Consider the following 15652-nt stretch of genomic DNA (forward strand, 5'->3'; position numbering starts at 1 on the left):
CGAATCGTTATAGGATTACGAGTTTACAGGAACAAAGCCGCTTTTTTCAATAGCCCGAGTTCCTTCTTCGCTTTGCAGCCATTCAAGTAATCGTTGCATCGAAGCACGTGGTTTCTCACCTTCGCGTGTAACTACAAACAGTTGGGCTGTGAATGGATATTGTTTCGAACGAATGTGTTCTTTGTCAGGCTCCACTCCATCAATAGATAAAAATTTGACCTCTTGACGATTATGCATCACATTTGCGAAATAATAAAATGAATAACCGAGCGCATTGTGATCCTTGTTAAAATCAGCAACTGCATTAATCATTTCACCCATTATACCAATTCGGAGTTCCCGAGGTGGTTCAGCCATGTCATGACCTTTCATCACTTTCTTCTGCATATATGTTTGACTTCCTGAATTTTCCTCTCGCTGATAAGCAACGATCGGCTGATTCTTTCCCCCTACTTCACTCCAGTTACGAATAGATCCTTCATATATGCTGCGTACCTGCTCCGAAGAAAGTCCGTTAACCGGATTGCCTTTATGAACGAGAAAAATAAACGCATCCCACCCGATGGGTGTGAGCTTCATTTGAATTCCCCGACTTTTCGCCAGGCGCAATTCCTCATCGGATGGACCCGCCACCAGTATCAGATCCGCCTTCTTTTCAATCAGATTGACATAAGCCTGATGTGTTGTGTTGAATCTCAGTTCGTGAGCCGCACGAACCTTGCTCATTCCGGTCAATTCATGCAGCATATCCTGCGCGAATGGAATGGCCGCTGTAGCTCCATCTACTACCGGGAAATCCCTTTCCGCAATGTACGGACGTTGAGGAAGCATGAGCGTAATCGTCAGTACAATGATGAGCGCAGCAGATATCGCGGCAACAACCCATTGCCATCTATGATCCACCTTACCATTCTTGTCGGTTAGTGCTGGATAACGATTCACCCCAACTCCTACTACCATGCCAACTATCGGCAGCAGTGCAGCCAGTAGAAACCAGAATTCACCATGCTGTGTATATGGGCCCAATACCTCTAACACAGGTTCCGCCCAAGCGTGATAGAGTGAAAAAAGCTCCCACGCTCCTCCAGACACTTCGGCAAGTTGGCCGCCAGATCCTCGTAGTCCTACAATCCACAACCACAGCCCACATAATAATGATAATAGCCCTGTCAGCATCAACGGAAGCTTGCCCATGTTGGACATACGCGCACTCAAGGCACCATAAGCTGCAAAGATGAGACCGATAATCCATGCATATAGAAGCAGTATTACAATCACAGTTGTATCCGTTACACCTTCATGCCTCAGCAAATACTGCACTTGAGGTGCTACAACCATACTCCAAATAATATTAAACATGACTGAAAACAATCCAAACATAAACGTACCGACCAGCCATGGCCAAAACCATGCGATCCGCACAGACTCGTCCTTTTTCGGCTTGGTTATAACTCCCTTTGGTTCAGACATGTACATCCCCCTATAACTAATGAATGAAATGAGACTGTAAGCCATTGCTTCTTCATTGTACAATTATGGTAAAGATTAGTATACGAAAGGATGGTAAACATGGCAAAAAGGCCTCCCCTACAGGAAAGGCCTCTTTGGTATCGAATCTTCTCTATATCGCTCTGGCATGGATCAAAAAACGATGCTGCTTCACGTCCCAATACCCATCACGTTTAATGTCCAAATACAGACCATACAGCTGTTCTATATATTTCTCTGGCTGGAAGTCTGCAATCTGCCATTCAATGACTTTTAAGTAATAGACAATCGCTCCAATATCGTAAAATCGCTGTATCGGAAACTGTTCCTGCTGCTCTAAAATTTCGAAGCCATTGCTTTTCAAACCTGCAAGTGCTTGAGAAAGGGTCCAGTCCGCATACTCGTATTCAGGTGCTCCCAAGCGAGCGTTAAGGCCTGCACAATCCAGGCCTCCCGCCTGTTGAGTCAAAAACGTACCTCCAGGACGCAAAATACGGCGCACTTCCGCTGGCGAAAATGACTCATGCTTGTTCAGCACAAGATCGAACCCGGCATCGCCAAACGGAAGGGAATCGTCATCATGTATAGCCATCACGTGCACACCCAGCGGCTCCAATCTTTGCTTGGCAATAGGTATGTTCGGTGCATATGCCTCTGTCGCACATATGATCTCTGGAAAAGGGCGAAACTGCGACAAGAGCTCTCCCCCGCCTGTTCCCATATCCAGCATCGCCTTGGTGGAATGGATCAACGCCAAAGCCTTGCTGGCATAAGACCAGTCCAAAGGCTCGCTCGCCACTCGTCCCGTATCCGAGATGAATGAAAAATCCCATCCGGAAAACGACTGTTTATGATGCTCCAACAACTGTAGAAATTCACGATCTTCTGTATACTTCATATTTTTTGCTCCTCCACTATTGAACTGTACACGCTTTGGTCTCTATTTATATCAGTTCTAATTTGGAGGAGCTCTTGCCCGTCGATCAGGTTGTTATATGTCGTGTCCCAACCATCCCATGTTCATCTACCTCCGTCTATTTGCCATCTAAACCAGACGCTCTCCCTCGTTAGAGCTTAAGGAATTGCCGGTAATGCCTTTGCAAGCTCCGGTGTCATATCGTTTGGCGTAAAATAGTAATAGCCTGTGTGGGGATCTGAACTAAATAAAGGTTTGATCTTGACCTGAAATAGGTAAGTACCCTTCGCAATATTTGGAGTATAGCTATAGGGTCTGCGCTTTTCCAGTACAGTACTCCAAAGCTTCGGATCTTCAATTGTTATTGCTTTGTGCTTCTGTTGAATGCTTTTAAATAGCTTATAGTCTTCAATATACTGATTGGGTTGATAAGGTTCAAGCTCTTCAGTAATAATAGGAACAGCCCGTATCGAAAAAATATCCTTGGCATCGATGACGACCTTATCCGCATATCCCTTTTGTTCTAGCCAACCTGTAAGCTTGTGATAGGAAGCCGGCCAATTAAATGAGAGTTCACGCTTCCATTTCGGTTCGTTATTGGTAAAGGATGACTCTTTATTTGTAATAGAAACATTCCCCAGAGGATATCGATGTGATTGCATTTCACTATAACTCATACTTAATACTTCTTCTCTGAGTATATCTTCAAATTCACGAGTTTCTTTGGGATTGGTCAAAACCACTCGTCTTTCATTATCATCTATGGATTGGATATTAATCGTCTCTGCTTTTCCTTGCAGCTTATCCAGCTCGTATCTTACCGTTTTATAAGGCTCTGCTTCCATCACCTTAGTCAGTTCTGTCCGGAAAGGTTTCTCAGGGAATGTATAACGCCGAGTCATGGTGGAACCATCATCCAAACGGTAGACTATGAATGCCGATTCGACGGCCAGGTTTTTGGACAACATTTTCTCGCCAGCTGCATGTGCGCGTACGAGTTCACGATGTAAATTCAGCACAGAGGTGATATAGGCCCTGTCTTGGGAGTAATAAGCTTCTCTTTCTGCATCTCCCCCTAGAGGCTCCTCTCGCCCGACATAAACTTTTTCTACGGAGTGTGCTGTTGGAATCCGCCCCTCATAACCCAACCAACCTGAAACCGGGATATATAGTACCAGCCCCATGATCACACCGTACACGACCATTTCCACTAAAGCACGAACACGCATAATTTGCCACGTCTTGCGAATGACCATCTCTACAACGATATAGCCTAAAATAGCTCCAAGTGCATACCCAAAAATCGACCAGTTTGCTCCTCTTGTACCTGCATTATTAAAATAATCGCCTAGTATAAGCATGGCGCATAGTATGACTCCTGCCTTGAACAAAGGCTGTAAGAAAGGAAATGCTATGGCCTGAGTCGCCTTTTCGACCAAGCGTTTACGATACAAACCATAACTCAAGGCGACAAACAGCAGAGAGATACCTAGATAGGCAAGTAGCTCCATGTAAGAAAAGGCGCGCTGTGGCAAGTTGTCCATAATGCGTACAAACGGCGATAAGTTTTCCCAAACATTATTATTGCTGCGAAACTCCCCACCATTAATATATTGAACAACGGTTTCTCGCACCCGCACATATCCGTATAAATTACGTTCTAGAAAACGCCCTATCATCATGAATAGAAACTGAGGCAATAGCAGCAAAACATACACTACTACGGTCTGTAGCAACGATTGTCCCACACAAATCCCTACAAACACAGTAAAAGTAAACAAGAAAATCGTAAGGACGGACACGACCAAAGCCCACGATCCAACATCATTAATTTGAAAAATATAAGGCAGTTCGACTGACGTGTTAACCCAAGCAGTTACTCCCGCAGTCAGCCATACAGGTACAAGTAAAAGAATAAGACCGCTAATTAAATGTGCCGTTAATAGATGCTCTCTACGCAAAGGTAGGCTATGATACAAATCGGATGGCCCCTGTCGCTGAACAAAACGAAGCAGCATCACTCCTGCCAGCACCGGTACGGTCACTAGAATTAATTTTTGCAATTCATTACCTGAGCTTGTGCTATCGAACAAGCTTTTTAAAACCACTCGTGGTTGTTCATCACCAATGCTCATAAACAATGACAGCGGTACTGTAAACAGTAATCCCGCCAAGTACAGTAGACCGATCCAGCCATGCTGTCTCAGGCATTGGCGAATTACGCCGCCGCTACAGAAGAATCGGTTGGATGTCATAACCTGCGTCCTCCATTTCATAAATGAAAATTTCTTCAAGCGTCAGCGGTAGCAAATCGAATACATGTGGCTCATACACTTCAATCGTCTCCGCAATCCGCTCTCGCTCACCCCGGATAATAAGCAGCAGAACACTGCCCCTCCGCTCCTTATGTACGACCGAAAGTTGGCTACAGACAGCTTCCTCATGCATGCTGTCCCGAAAAGCAACCTGCACCTTATGCGTATCGGATTTGAGGTCATCGACCTCTTTTTCCAATAGCATCCGACCTTGGTGCATAATGCCGACATGATCACACATGTCTTCAATCTCACGCAAATTATGCGATGAGATCACGACGGTCATCTCACGTGCAGCGGTTTCTTGGAACAAGAGATTTTTGATCATTCTACGCATCACCGGGTCCAGACCATCAATGGGTTCATCCAAAACCAGCAGCTCAGGCATGCAGCTCAAGGCAAGCAAAAAAGCGGCTTGGCGCTTCATCCCTTTGGAAAAACGGTGGAGTTTGCGCTTCGGGTCCAGCTTGAAAATATCCGTAAGCTGTGTGTAGCGTTCCTCACTCCAACTTGGATAAATGGAGCGGTAAAACCGGGCCATCTGACGAATTGTCGCTTGCGGGAAAAAATAAGGGGTATCCGGTAAAAACAGAATGTGCTGCTTGACTTCAGGCTGCTCATACACTGGCTGACCACCGATTAGCACCTTGCCAGTATCCGGTCGGTAAATCCCGGCAATGATTTTGAGCAAGGTCGTTTTCCCTGCCCCGTTCGAGCCCAGCAGTCCAAAAATGGAGCCCTTCTTTACCGTGAGGGCAAGCTGATCGACAGCCTTTTCTTCTGTAAATGTCTTTGTGACTTCCCTTAATTCAATCAAGGGACATCCCCCTTTCCTTTGTTTGCATAGCTTCCACGTATATGTCGTCCACTTCCTGCTGTGTAAAACCGAAATGGACAGCTTCGATCATCTGTTTTAACAATGCCACCCGAATCTCATCCCGCTTCATTTGTTGCGGCTGCTGCTGGGTAGGCGTGACAAAGCTGCCTTTACCCTGAACGGAATAGATATATCCTTCGCGTTCCAGCTCGCGATACGCCTTCTGAATCGTATTCGGATTCACCGTAAGTTGAGCGGACAATGCCCGTACAGAAGGCAATTGCTCATCCGGCTGAAGCGATCCGTACATGATCATTTCCTTGACCTTCTCCATAAGCTGTTCGTAGATCGGCTTACGGCTGCGGATATCCAGCTCGAACACATGGACTTCCTCCTTTCAACACTGGCTCAAATTCATTTATACATGTTCAACCGTTCTAACTGTACTATCATTAATAGTACAGTTAGAACAGATTGTCAATCTTTTCTTTGGACATTTCTTACGAAAATAGCCGTGATGCAGGATGCATCACGGCTATGTCTTTTTTTAGCCTTCCTTTGAATCATAAGGCTGATCACGGCTTATATTGGCAAGCGTTTGCCCTTCCGGCAGTTTAAGATCCAGCTGGAACCGGAATGTTGCTCCTTTGGCCTCGTTGCTATCCACACCAATGGAACCTCCCATTAGCTTGACCAGGTTTTTGCAGATGGACAAGCCGAGGCCTGTCCCTCCATATTTCCGGTTCAATGCCGGATGAAGCTGGGAAAAAGGCTGAAACAACAAATGCTGACGATCTGCCGGGATGCCGATTCCAGTATCAGTTACACTAAACTCAATTAGGCATTTCTTTTTACGGCGGCTGTAAGCCTTTCTCTCCACAAAAATATTTACATGCCCTCGCTCCGTAAATTTGATCGCATTGCTCACCAAGTTCACCAATATCTGTCGGATACGCACATGATCACCGACCAGCATCCCTGGCATTTCCTGATCTACATGCCATTCTAGCTGGATGCCTTTTTCCATAGCCTGTGTCATAAATAGGTCAGCTACACTGCCAACCACATCCTCCAGTACAAAAGACTCATGCAGCAACGACATTTTGCCAGCTTCGATTTTGCTCAAATCCAGTATCTCATTTAGTATCTGCATTAAAGCGTTGCTACTGCTGGTAATAATATCGATATAGCTACGTTGCTCCTCATCTAATTCCGTGTCTGCCAGTAACCCGGCCATGCCTATAATGCCGTTCATTGGTGTACGGAGCTCATGACTCATCACAGACAGGAATTCTGACTTGGCCCGGTCGGCGCGTTCCGCAGACTCCTTGGCCCGAATAATCTCCTTTTCATTCGTCCTGTCTACAAAAACCATCACAGCTCCTTTTCGCTCGCCGTTATCCATCAAAGGGCTGATTCGATAAGAAGCCAGAAAACTGGACCCGTCTTTTTTCCAAAATACAGCTTCCTCTGCCTGATAAGAAGCTCCGCTGCGAATCGCTTGGAGAATAGAAGCCTGCTCGTCCGGAAAATGGCTGCCTATTTCGTCAGCATGGCGAATCACGTCTATACATGAACCGTTCAGCGGGTTGGCTGATCCTATGCCGAACATCTCAACGGCTGCCGGGTTCATAAAGCGGACATGTCCTTCGGTATTCAAACCCACAATTCCTTCGGATACTGCATTCAAAATAAGCGAATGCTCGTTACTGAGCTTTTCAATCTGAGCAATGTAGTTTTTAAGAGGGGTAACATTCTCTATAATCCCGTAGCAGCCTACAATTTCTTCTTGCACGAAAATCGGGATATTAGTCATCTTGATGAATAGACGCTCCCCCTCCTTATGTATGAATTCCGATTCATAGGTTTGTGTCTCCCCCTGTTTGGCCATTTCGATATGTCGTTTGATTTTGTCCTGTTCCTCAGAGGAAGCCATTACAAGTATTTCAGTTCCAAGCAGCTCATCCCTCGTATAACCCGTAAGCTTCTCCAAACTCGGATTCACGCTCAAAATATGACCTTCCATATTCATGGCGCATATCCCGAGTGGATTATGCTGAAATAGTGACTTATAACGGTTTTCACTTTCACGAAGACGCTGCTCGATTTCCCGGTGCTCTGTAACATCCTGTATCATCCCGACTACTTGAACAGGCTTGCCTGCATGCTCGTCCATCTCAGCTTCCCAGATCGAACGCAGTACCTTCTGTTCCCCATTGGGCAATACAATCCGGTAAAAGGTTTCTTCGTGAATTCCCTTTAAGATCACGTTGTTGATAATTTGCTTCATCCGTTCAGTATCTTCGGGATGAACTGCCTTCATGAAAGCGTCAATACTTGTTTCAACCGGCTTGACACGATAGCCAAATATGCTGCGAAATTCCTTGGAAAAATGCATAACATTGTTGACCAGATCCCAGTCCCATGAGCCGAACATCGCCAACTGTTGAGCTTTTGCCAGGTTCTCCTCGCTCTTCTGGCGCTCTGTGATATTCCGTCCGATGGATAGAACTCGCTTGATCTTGCCCTGTTCATCCCGAATAATACGGTACGATACTTCCAGCCACAAATAATGCCCGTCCTTATGACGTACACGCCGCTTCATGATGCCTGTTTCCTTGAACATTCCATGTACACGCATGTAATCGGCATCTTCGATATGGTAAAATTGAAGCCGTTTTTTGCCGAGCATTTCCTGCTTCGTATAGCCAAGGAGTTTTTCCACCGAAGGAGAAATATATTGAAGTATGCCGTCTGCCGTGCTGTAAGAGATGACATCCGGCGTATTTTCGGTAATCAACATGTACAAATCCTCATTGTCCGAAAGCACCTGCTCCATGTCCTTTTTCTCCGTGACATCCATTGCATACGCAATCAAATAAGATTGTTCGGTAGCCTCATCATCAAATATGGTTAATTCCAGCGATAGCCAGACAGTTGTTCCCCGTTTATGCTTTAAACGCAGCTCTGTCTTGTAGACTTGATCCGTAGCCTTTAGCCAACCTGCATAGGCCTCCCTCAGCCCTTGCTGATCCTGAGCCTCATTATACAAGAGATGGTAATATCGGATATCCAGTAATTCCTCCTGCTCATATCCGACCATTTTGCAAAAGGCGGGATTGACATACAGACACTTCCCCTCCCTCGACAAAATCACGATTCCTGTCGGGGCATGATTATACATATGTTCCAGCAAAGGCAGTCGTTGAGCAGCAGAAAACACAATGAATCTCCTCCTCTGTGGTCCGGCAGTTTTTCTAACTATACCTATTCTAACATGATATGGGATTTTTATTGAGGAGAGCCCTCCTCTAGATGAAAGCCATTAAAACATGTATGCACAAAAGATTGCCGATGCAGGTTCATCGGCAATCTTTAGATTATTTTTTTATACCACCCGGCTAAGAAAATGACGCAAAAATCGCTCAGCGTCTACTTTAAGTGCCACATCAATCGTAGTCAGCGTTTGAGCTTCAGTCTCATTTTGTACCTCTCGGGTGCGACCAACCTCGGTGGAATCCCCTACCTCAACGGCAATGTGCATTGGACGCGTCTCCACAAAACTGGAGTCAATAGCTAACCCTACGGCTAATGGATCATGCAATGCACAGCCTGCAATACCAGGTCTGAAATTGCGATAGGCTTCCATATAAAAGTCGGTCATATCCGCCATAAACATACCAAGCTCAGTCCCTTGCTCACGCCACTTGTCCACTTCCTGCTGGAGAAGCAGGGTTTGCATGGTAACGTCCAGCCCAACAAGCGTAAGCGGAAAACCTGCTCCCAGCACATAGGCTGCTGCCTCTGGATCGGCATAAATATTGGCTTCTGCCGTTGGAGTTACATTCCCTTTCACCGTGACCGCGCCGCCCATAATAATGAGGCGGTCAAGTAATTGAGGCAATTCCGGACAACGATCCAGAGCAATCGCTAGATTGGTGAGCGGTCCCACAGCTACAAGTGTAAGCTTGCCTTCATAGCGACGAGCCTGTCCAATGATAAAATCAGCCGCATCTCCAGACGCTGCCTGACGGGACGGCGCTCCTTTTAGCTGGTTGCCAATGCCGTCTTCACCATGAATATGACGGGAATATGGCTTGAACAGCTCACGGGCATACGGCTTGTGAGCGCCCGACACGACCGGAGCCTCTACCCCCAGTTTTTCCAGCAGGATCAGTGAGTTACGTGTTGCCTCCTCCACCGAGATATTGCCAAAGGTGGTTGTAATACCAAGTAGCTCCAATTCCGGCGAATGGACTGCGTACGCAATAGCAAGCGCATCGTCAATGCCAGTATCTACATCTAAGATTAACTTTTTGCTCATGATGACCTCCACAGTAGAACAGCATTCTTTTTTCATTATACACAATTTGAATGCTTATTCCCTTGGTCATCGAATTCTTTATTTGAAGACGTTAAAAAAAGGCTACGACAGTTATGCCGTAGCCTTCTTTTACCACTTTTTAATCACTCAAGGGCACATGTTCTGGCCAAATCCTAAGGCTCGATTCCCCATACCAGCTTATCGTTGTGGAACAACGTTACTTTGTTCCATTCAGCATAAGAGGTTTTGGTTGGATCGAAGGAATAGTCATTGGATTCGTTCAGATTAGACCAGTCGCTATTGTTCATGCGGATCTGAATATCACCTGTTTGCGCTCCAGCAGCAAGCGTGCCGGCTGCCGCACTGAACCCAATTTCAATATAGTTGTCTTTAATGGTGCGCAGCACATTATCATTACCTACTTGCGCCCAGTCTACCGCAGATTGCAGTTCTTGGCTGCCATCTTTTGTGAAGTAATAGCGGATTTTCAGCTCGCTCAGCTTCACGGGTGTTGTACCTTTATTTTTCAGGTTAAAGAAAGGCTTGGCAGCGTTATTCGCTGGATCCGTGTCCCCAGCACGATACATTACCACCAGATCACCCGCTGGATCTGTAGGGTCGGTTGGATCTGTCGGTGTACCTTTTGGTTCAGCGCTTACCGTTGCTGAATCCTTACTTGTTCCTTTCGCATTCGTAGCACTTACAACATAGAAGTATGTTGTTCCGTTCGTCAGTCCCTTATCCGTGTACTCTCTTGCTGTTACAAGAGGCGCCACGGCTGTAAAAGGGCCTGCTTCGCTAGTCGCACGTTTTACGGTGTAGCTTTCGGCACCCGTAGACGCATCCCAAGTCAGCGTTACTTGCGCATTACCCACAGTAGCCTTTAAGCCTGAAGGTACAGCTGGAGCTGTAGGCGCTGGGTCCACACCACCACTGGAAGGCACGATTGCAGGGTACGCATTTTGTACCAGCATCACAAACTGATCATGGAACCATGCTCCTGAAATAGGTGCATTCGGCAAAGCATCTGTTAATGTGCCATCCTTGGTTGTATAGGTAGGATCACACATACGGTCAAAGCCTTTACCCTCATCGTTCGGAATGAGTGAGCTGGAACCATCGGAATCACCCGGAGGTTTCGCCCAGACATAGGCATCGATATGGCCAGCTGGAGCCGTTTGTGGCGGTGTTCCCATCCCTGCTCCGCTGCTATTACACCAGTTACCACGGTGCGAACGTTTGTCCACACGACCTGAGTTTACATAGGAGTTAATATCATTGCCGACTGCGGAAGTCGGACGGTTAGGTCCTCCCCATCCATTACGGCCGGTATCAATTAACATGCCGAGCGAGCTTGGCCAGCCTGCATTGACAAAATCTCTATGCAAGGACTCAGCGAAATCCGATTCATCGAAATTAGGATTCCATTCGTAGAATTTGGACGATTTGATCGGCTGCCCGCCAATATTCAGGTTGGGATCAGGCAGATTCGGTTCTGTCAACGGTGAAGTATTGGCTGTATTCGTGATAAAGCCATCCACACTGGCCAGACCTTTGCTAGTATCTTTGAAGATAGTTGTAAACAGAGATACCGTTGCTGCACGGTTGTTATCCCAACCTAACCAGCCAGAGTGACCGATATCCACGTATTTGTACACATTCGGAATCTCGTTCAGCTTATTCATTGTGTATTTAACGCCAGCCTCATAAATTCCTGTAGATTTGGCTTGTCCACATTGGGGAGTATCCAGATTGGTTACCAGATTTGGCAAACTGTCCGGTTCAATGATCGCTACGATGCGAATATCCTTATATTTGGGATTCGCAAAAATAGAAGAAATTTTGTCAATATAATCCTTTTTGTACGTTTCCAGACCTGCCTGGGTCAACGGCAATTCACCATTGGAAGCCAAGGCATGACAATCTCGTCCGGGCAGATCATACACAATGAATTCCGCCGTAATCGGTGTGTTGCCTTTCTTTTGCGCCAATACTTGGTCCAAATGCGCTTCCAAGCCAAGCTTGCCCCCACCGCCGTTAATAGCAGCAATACGATCAAGCCATACGGCTGTCGGGAACGTTTTGACCGTTTGCATTTTTGCCTTCAGGTTCGCATCCGTAACCTTGGCAATCGATGTGTCGACACTAGCCGCATAATCAGGGTTAACGTATTTTGTCGCTCCTTGGTATGGATTATCGACATGGGATTCTGCATGTATTTTATCCGTAAATCCTGCACCTGGTAGAAAGCTGCTTGCGACGAGTGATAGCGCAAAAGCATACTTCATTCCTTTACGAAGCACTTGCTTTGTTTTCAATTGCTTCACCTATCTTTCCGTAGATTTTATTGAATCTTCCTATGTCGGCACCTGATTGTTATATGATTAAATGTGTGTTACGCCTACTCTCTCCCTAGAAAAAGTAGCGTTCATAGTTGTGAAAGGTAAGCGCTTTCTATTTGTTCATGCGCTCACATTTTCCCCTTTTTGTCACCTCCTATGTTAGATTATAGTGAGCTGGAAATCTGCTGTAAATTGAATAAATTAAGGACTACAATTATTAATTAGGCATTTGAATTGCCACAACGACGGTCCGGCAGGGTGCCTCTTTTTCTAAGATCGGTTCTATCACTTGTTGAACTTCCCTGCTATGACAAGCTCTCAGGAGATTCAGAGTCGACAGTAAAAGAGTGGATTCATAAAAAACAAGACTGTATTCTTTAATTTCCGCCAGCCCAAATCGACAATGATAAACCTCAGGTTGCCAGCTACGCCAAATCGTTAAATCTATCGACAGCAAAAAGGGTGTTCCAGACCTATGGTCATGAAAACACCCTCTTATTGTTGTTCCATCCGTCTCTGTTTATTAACAGGCCATAGAATGAGCGTTACTTCAATTGTACCAAGTAGCTGTTACGCCTTGCTGTTCTGCACTTTTTCGCGATCCTTGCCTTTGTCGGATTGTCCTGCATTTTTATTGGCAGCATCCCGGTCCAGCTGCATTTCTTCAACCGTCTTCACCTTAAGCCGCGCTGCTCCCTCATAAGGTCGGGCTGGAATCAGATCGCCTGCAGCCAAACGTTGGCGCGCCTCGGCAATCGCTGCTCCATATTGCGGCAACCATGCCTCCTGTGCCACCAGCATCTCATCGACCATCTGCCAAATTTCTTTTGGATTACACACCGCGCCCACTAACGGGTCCATCATAAACGCTTGGCGCAGCAGCTTATCGTCTCCATGTACAGCCGCTTCGACAGCCAAACGCTGAACGGAAATACTAACATTGCACACGGCAGCAGGACCGAGCGGCAGTTCTCCAACATGCGGCATGGAAATGCCATTTCGATCCACATATCCAGGGGCTTCAATAATCGCATCGTCCGGCAAGTTGGAAATTACCCCATGATTAATAACATTAAAATGTCCCCGGTATACACGTCCTGTTTCCAGACCTTCGATAATGTATGAGCCGTGCTCTTCACCGCGACTCTCTGCCTTGTACTCCAGTGGCTCTTCCTTCATCCAGTTCGGGAAATCTGTTTCAAACCAGTTGCGTCCTTCCGTACATACACGCAGATAGCCGCCTGTTTCTCCGTTGATCCAGTTGCCCAGGTCAATCCAGTCCAGAATTTCATTCGGACGCTTACGATACCAAGGCACATATTCACTGAGATGACCATTCGACTCTGTGCTGTAATAGCCAAAACGACGAAGCATATCGATGCGTACCTTTTCGGTGCGGCTAAATTCAGGATGTTGTTCAAATGCCTCCAGCAGTCCGGCTGTCAGATCCTTGCCCTTATGCGAGGCCTGAATATACCATGTTTGGTGATTTATCCCTGCGCATACAATGTCCACATCCTGCTTCTCCAGACCGTACACCTCGGCAATTTGGTGATGCCCATTCTGGACGCCATGACATAGACCAACCGTACGCACGCCGCCGTACTTGTTGCACGCCCAGGTCATCATTGCCATGGGGTTCGAGTAGTTCAGCAGCAGTACATCCGGTGCACTTAACTCGCGGATATCTTTGCAAATCTCCAGCATTTCAGCGATACCACGCTGACCATACATGATGCCTCCTGCACATAATGTATCGCCCACACATTGATCCACACCGTATTTTAGCGGAATATCCACATCGGTCGCAAAAGCTTCCAGACCGCCGACACGGATTGTACAAATGACATATTTGGCATCCTTTAGAGCTACCTTTCGATCCGTAGAGGACTGTATTTGTATGGACAAACCATTCTCACGAATATCCCGTTGACACAGTTCAGTAACCATATCCAGATTGTGCTGACTGATGTCCGTAAAAGCCACTTCAATATTGTTAAACTCCGGTACCGATAACAGATCCCGCAAAATTCCACGGGTAAAACCGATGCTTCCTGCTCCAATAAAAGCTACTTTAAATGACACGGCATTCAACCTCCGGTAATTAGAATTGTAATATACCGCCATTGTAGCAATATGCCTGCGGAAAGCGTTATCAAAATCATGACCAGTTTCGCACTTAAGTGTCTAAAATCCTAACTTTCGCGTTAGCAGAGGGTTGCCCTTTTCCACTTCGTTCCATCCCATCTCTCTCTTTCTGTGTAATGTTTCTTCAGTTCAATATGTACTTTAAGTGCGATAAATGTAGTAACATAAAAGAAAATATTGGAGAGCAAGGAGTAGCCCTAAGATGAACAAAAAGATTATTTTTTTAGATATAGATGGAACGCTAGTGGATGATGACGGTATGATTCCCGAATCTGCAAAAACAGCATGTATCGAAGCGAGAAAAAACGGACATCTGATTTATTTATGCACTGGCCGATCCAAAGCGGAGATTTATGATTTTATCATGGAGATCGGTTTTGACGGGATCATCGGAGCTGGCGGTGGCTTTGTAGAAATTGAAGGTGAGATGTTATATCACCACAAAGTATCGGATGAAGATGTTAGACATATGGTCGATTACTTTGATGAGCATGATTTGGACTTTTATTTGGAATCGAACGGGGGGTTGTTTGCGAGTAAAAACTTTTTGCCCCATGTAGAACGGCTTATCTATGGAGATGTGGACAATGATCCCGTAGCCAGAGAAAAAAAAGAACAACGCCCGCATCCTTTTATCACCGGCCTAACTATAGGCGAGGACAACCTATACCGTAGTGACGTGAACAAAGCATGTTTTTTGGAAAACAAAAATGTTCCTTTCGAACAAATCAAAAAGGAATTCGCAGGGAAATTTGAGGTTATTCAATGTACTGTATCTGCCTTCGGGCAAGACAGTGGTGAGCTAATGGTTCCCGGTATTCATAAAGCCGTAGCTATTGAAAAGCTTATTGAGCATCTGGGAAGATCCCAAGAAGACACCATTGCTATCGGAGACGGGATGAACGATGCTGAAATGATTGAATATTGTGCGCTAGGAATTGCCATGGGAAATGCCAAACCGGGCCTCAAAGCCATTGCAGATGACATTACGGATGCTGTGGATGAAGATGGACTGTTTCACAGCTTTAAAAAGCATAGTCTGATTTAGCGATGTTATTTTTTATACTTAAGCCCCTGCAGCAGTTTCTGGACTTAAAATGTCCTAATCCTACTGGCAGGGGCCTATTTAAATTGCAGTATTCTTATTTTTGTATTTTCTCAATTTGTTTCATAATTAGTTCATCATTTTAAATTATCTCCATGTTGCCGAATTAGCAATGCTATCTTTCCACGGAATTCACTTCGTGCCTGCTCGACTTCCATCCCTCAATAACCGCACTTATGCTGGCGATAGCTGCGTGC

At 45.9% G+C, this 15652-nt stretch carries 10 protein-coding genes; 1 reads left to right on the forward strand and 9 read right to left on the reverse strand.

Annotated features, from left to right (window positions below; translation table 11 throughout):
* Positions 1–15 precede the first annotated feature (15 nt).
* The 9 genes from C0638_RS02575 to C0638_RS02615 all read right to left on the reverse strand — a co-directional run bounded on the left by C0638_RS02575 (position 16) and on the right by C0638_RS02615 (position 14287).
* The gene (locus tag C0638_RS02575; protein ID WP_058711157.1) at positions 16–1470 is read right to left on the reverse strand and encodes a PstS family phosphate ABC transporter substrate-binding protein; all 1455 of its coding nucleotides are present in this window, start codon (positions 1468–1470) and stop codon (positions 16–18) included.
* A gap of 151 nt (positions 1471–1621) precedes the next feature.
* Positions 1622–2386: a class I SAM-dependent methyltransferase gene (locus tag C0638_RS02580; protein ID WP_013369688.1), complete on the reverse strand. Its 765-nt coding sequence runs from the start codon at positions 2384–2386 to the stop codon at positions 1622–1624.
* 176 nt (positions 2387–2562) lie between these two features.
* Positions 2563–4659 (reverse strand): hypothetical protein, encoded by a 2097-nt coding sequence (locus tag C0638_RS02585; protein ID WP_058711156.1) that lies wholly within the window; start codon positions 4657–4659, stop codon positions 2563–2565.
* The gene (locus C0638_RS02590) at positions 4634–5536 is read right to left on the reverse strand and encodes an ABC transporter ATP-binding protein (RefSeq protein WP_013369686.1); all 903 of its coding nucleotides are present in this window, start codon (positions 5534–5536) and stop codon (positions 4634–4636) included. Before C0638_RS02590 ends, C0638_RS02585 begins: the two co-directional genes overlap by 26 nt.
* A complete protein-coding gene (locus tag C0638_RS02595) occupies positions 5529–5918 on the reverse strand; it encodes a GntR family transcriptional regulator (protein ID WP_029516087.1) in 390 nt (129 codons plus the stop codon). The genes C0638_RS02590 and C0638_RS02595 overlap by 8 nt, the downstream gene beginning before the upstream one ends.
* 165 nt (positions 5919–6083) lie before the next feature.
* Entirely contained in the window at positions 6084–8759 is a 2676-nt protein-coding gene (locus tag C0638_RS02600; RefSeq protein WP_058711155.1) for a PAS domain S-box protein, read from the reverse strand.
* Positions 8760–8924: 165 nt separating this feature from the next.
* Positions 8925–9860 carry a nucleoside hydrolase gene (locus tag C0638_RS02605; RefSeq protein ID WP_102163323.1) on the reverse strand — a complete coding sequence of 312 codons (936 nt, stop codon included), beginning with the start codon at positions 9858–9860 and terminating at the stop codon, positions 8925–8927.
* Between the two features lie 173 nt (positions 9861–10033).
* Positions 10034–12187 (reverse strand): glycoside hydrolase family 6 protein, encoded by a 2154-nt coding sequence (locus tag C0638_RS02610; protein WP_102163324.1) that lies wholly within the window; start codon positions 12185–12187, stop codon positions 10034–10036.
* 585 nt (positions 12188–12772) lie between these two features.
* Entirely contained in the window at positions 12773–14287 is a 1515-nt protein-coding gene (locus tag C0638_RS02615) for an alpha-glucosidase/alpha-galactosidase (protein ID WP_102163325.1), read from the reverse strand.
* A gap of 265 nt (positions 14288–14552) precedes the next feature.
* Between C0638_RS02615 and C0638_RS02620 the strand changes: the two genes are divergently transcribed.
* Entirely contained in the window at positions 14553–15398 is an 846-nt protein-coding gene (locus tag C0638_RS02620) for a Cof-type HAD-IIB family hydrolase (protein WP_013369679.1), read from the forward strand.
* The last annotated feature ends 254 nt before the right edge of the window (positions 15399–15652 follow it).

The organism is Paenibacillus sp. lzh-N1, from assembly GCF_002872435.1.
Taxonomy (GTDB): Bacteria; Bacillota; Bacilli; order Paenibacillales; family Paenibacillaceae; genus Paenibacillus; species Paenibacillus polymyxa_C.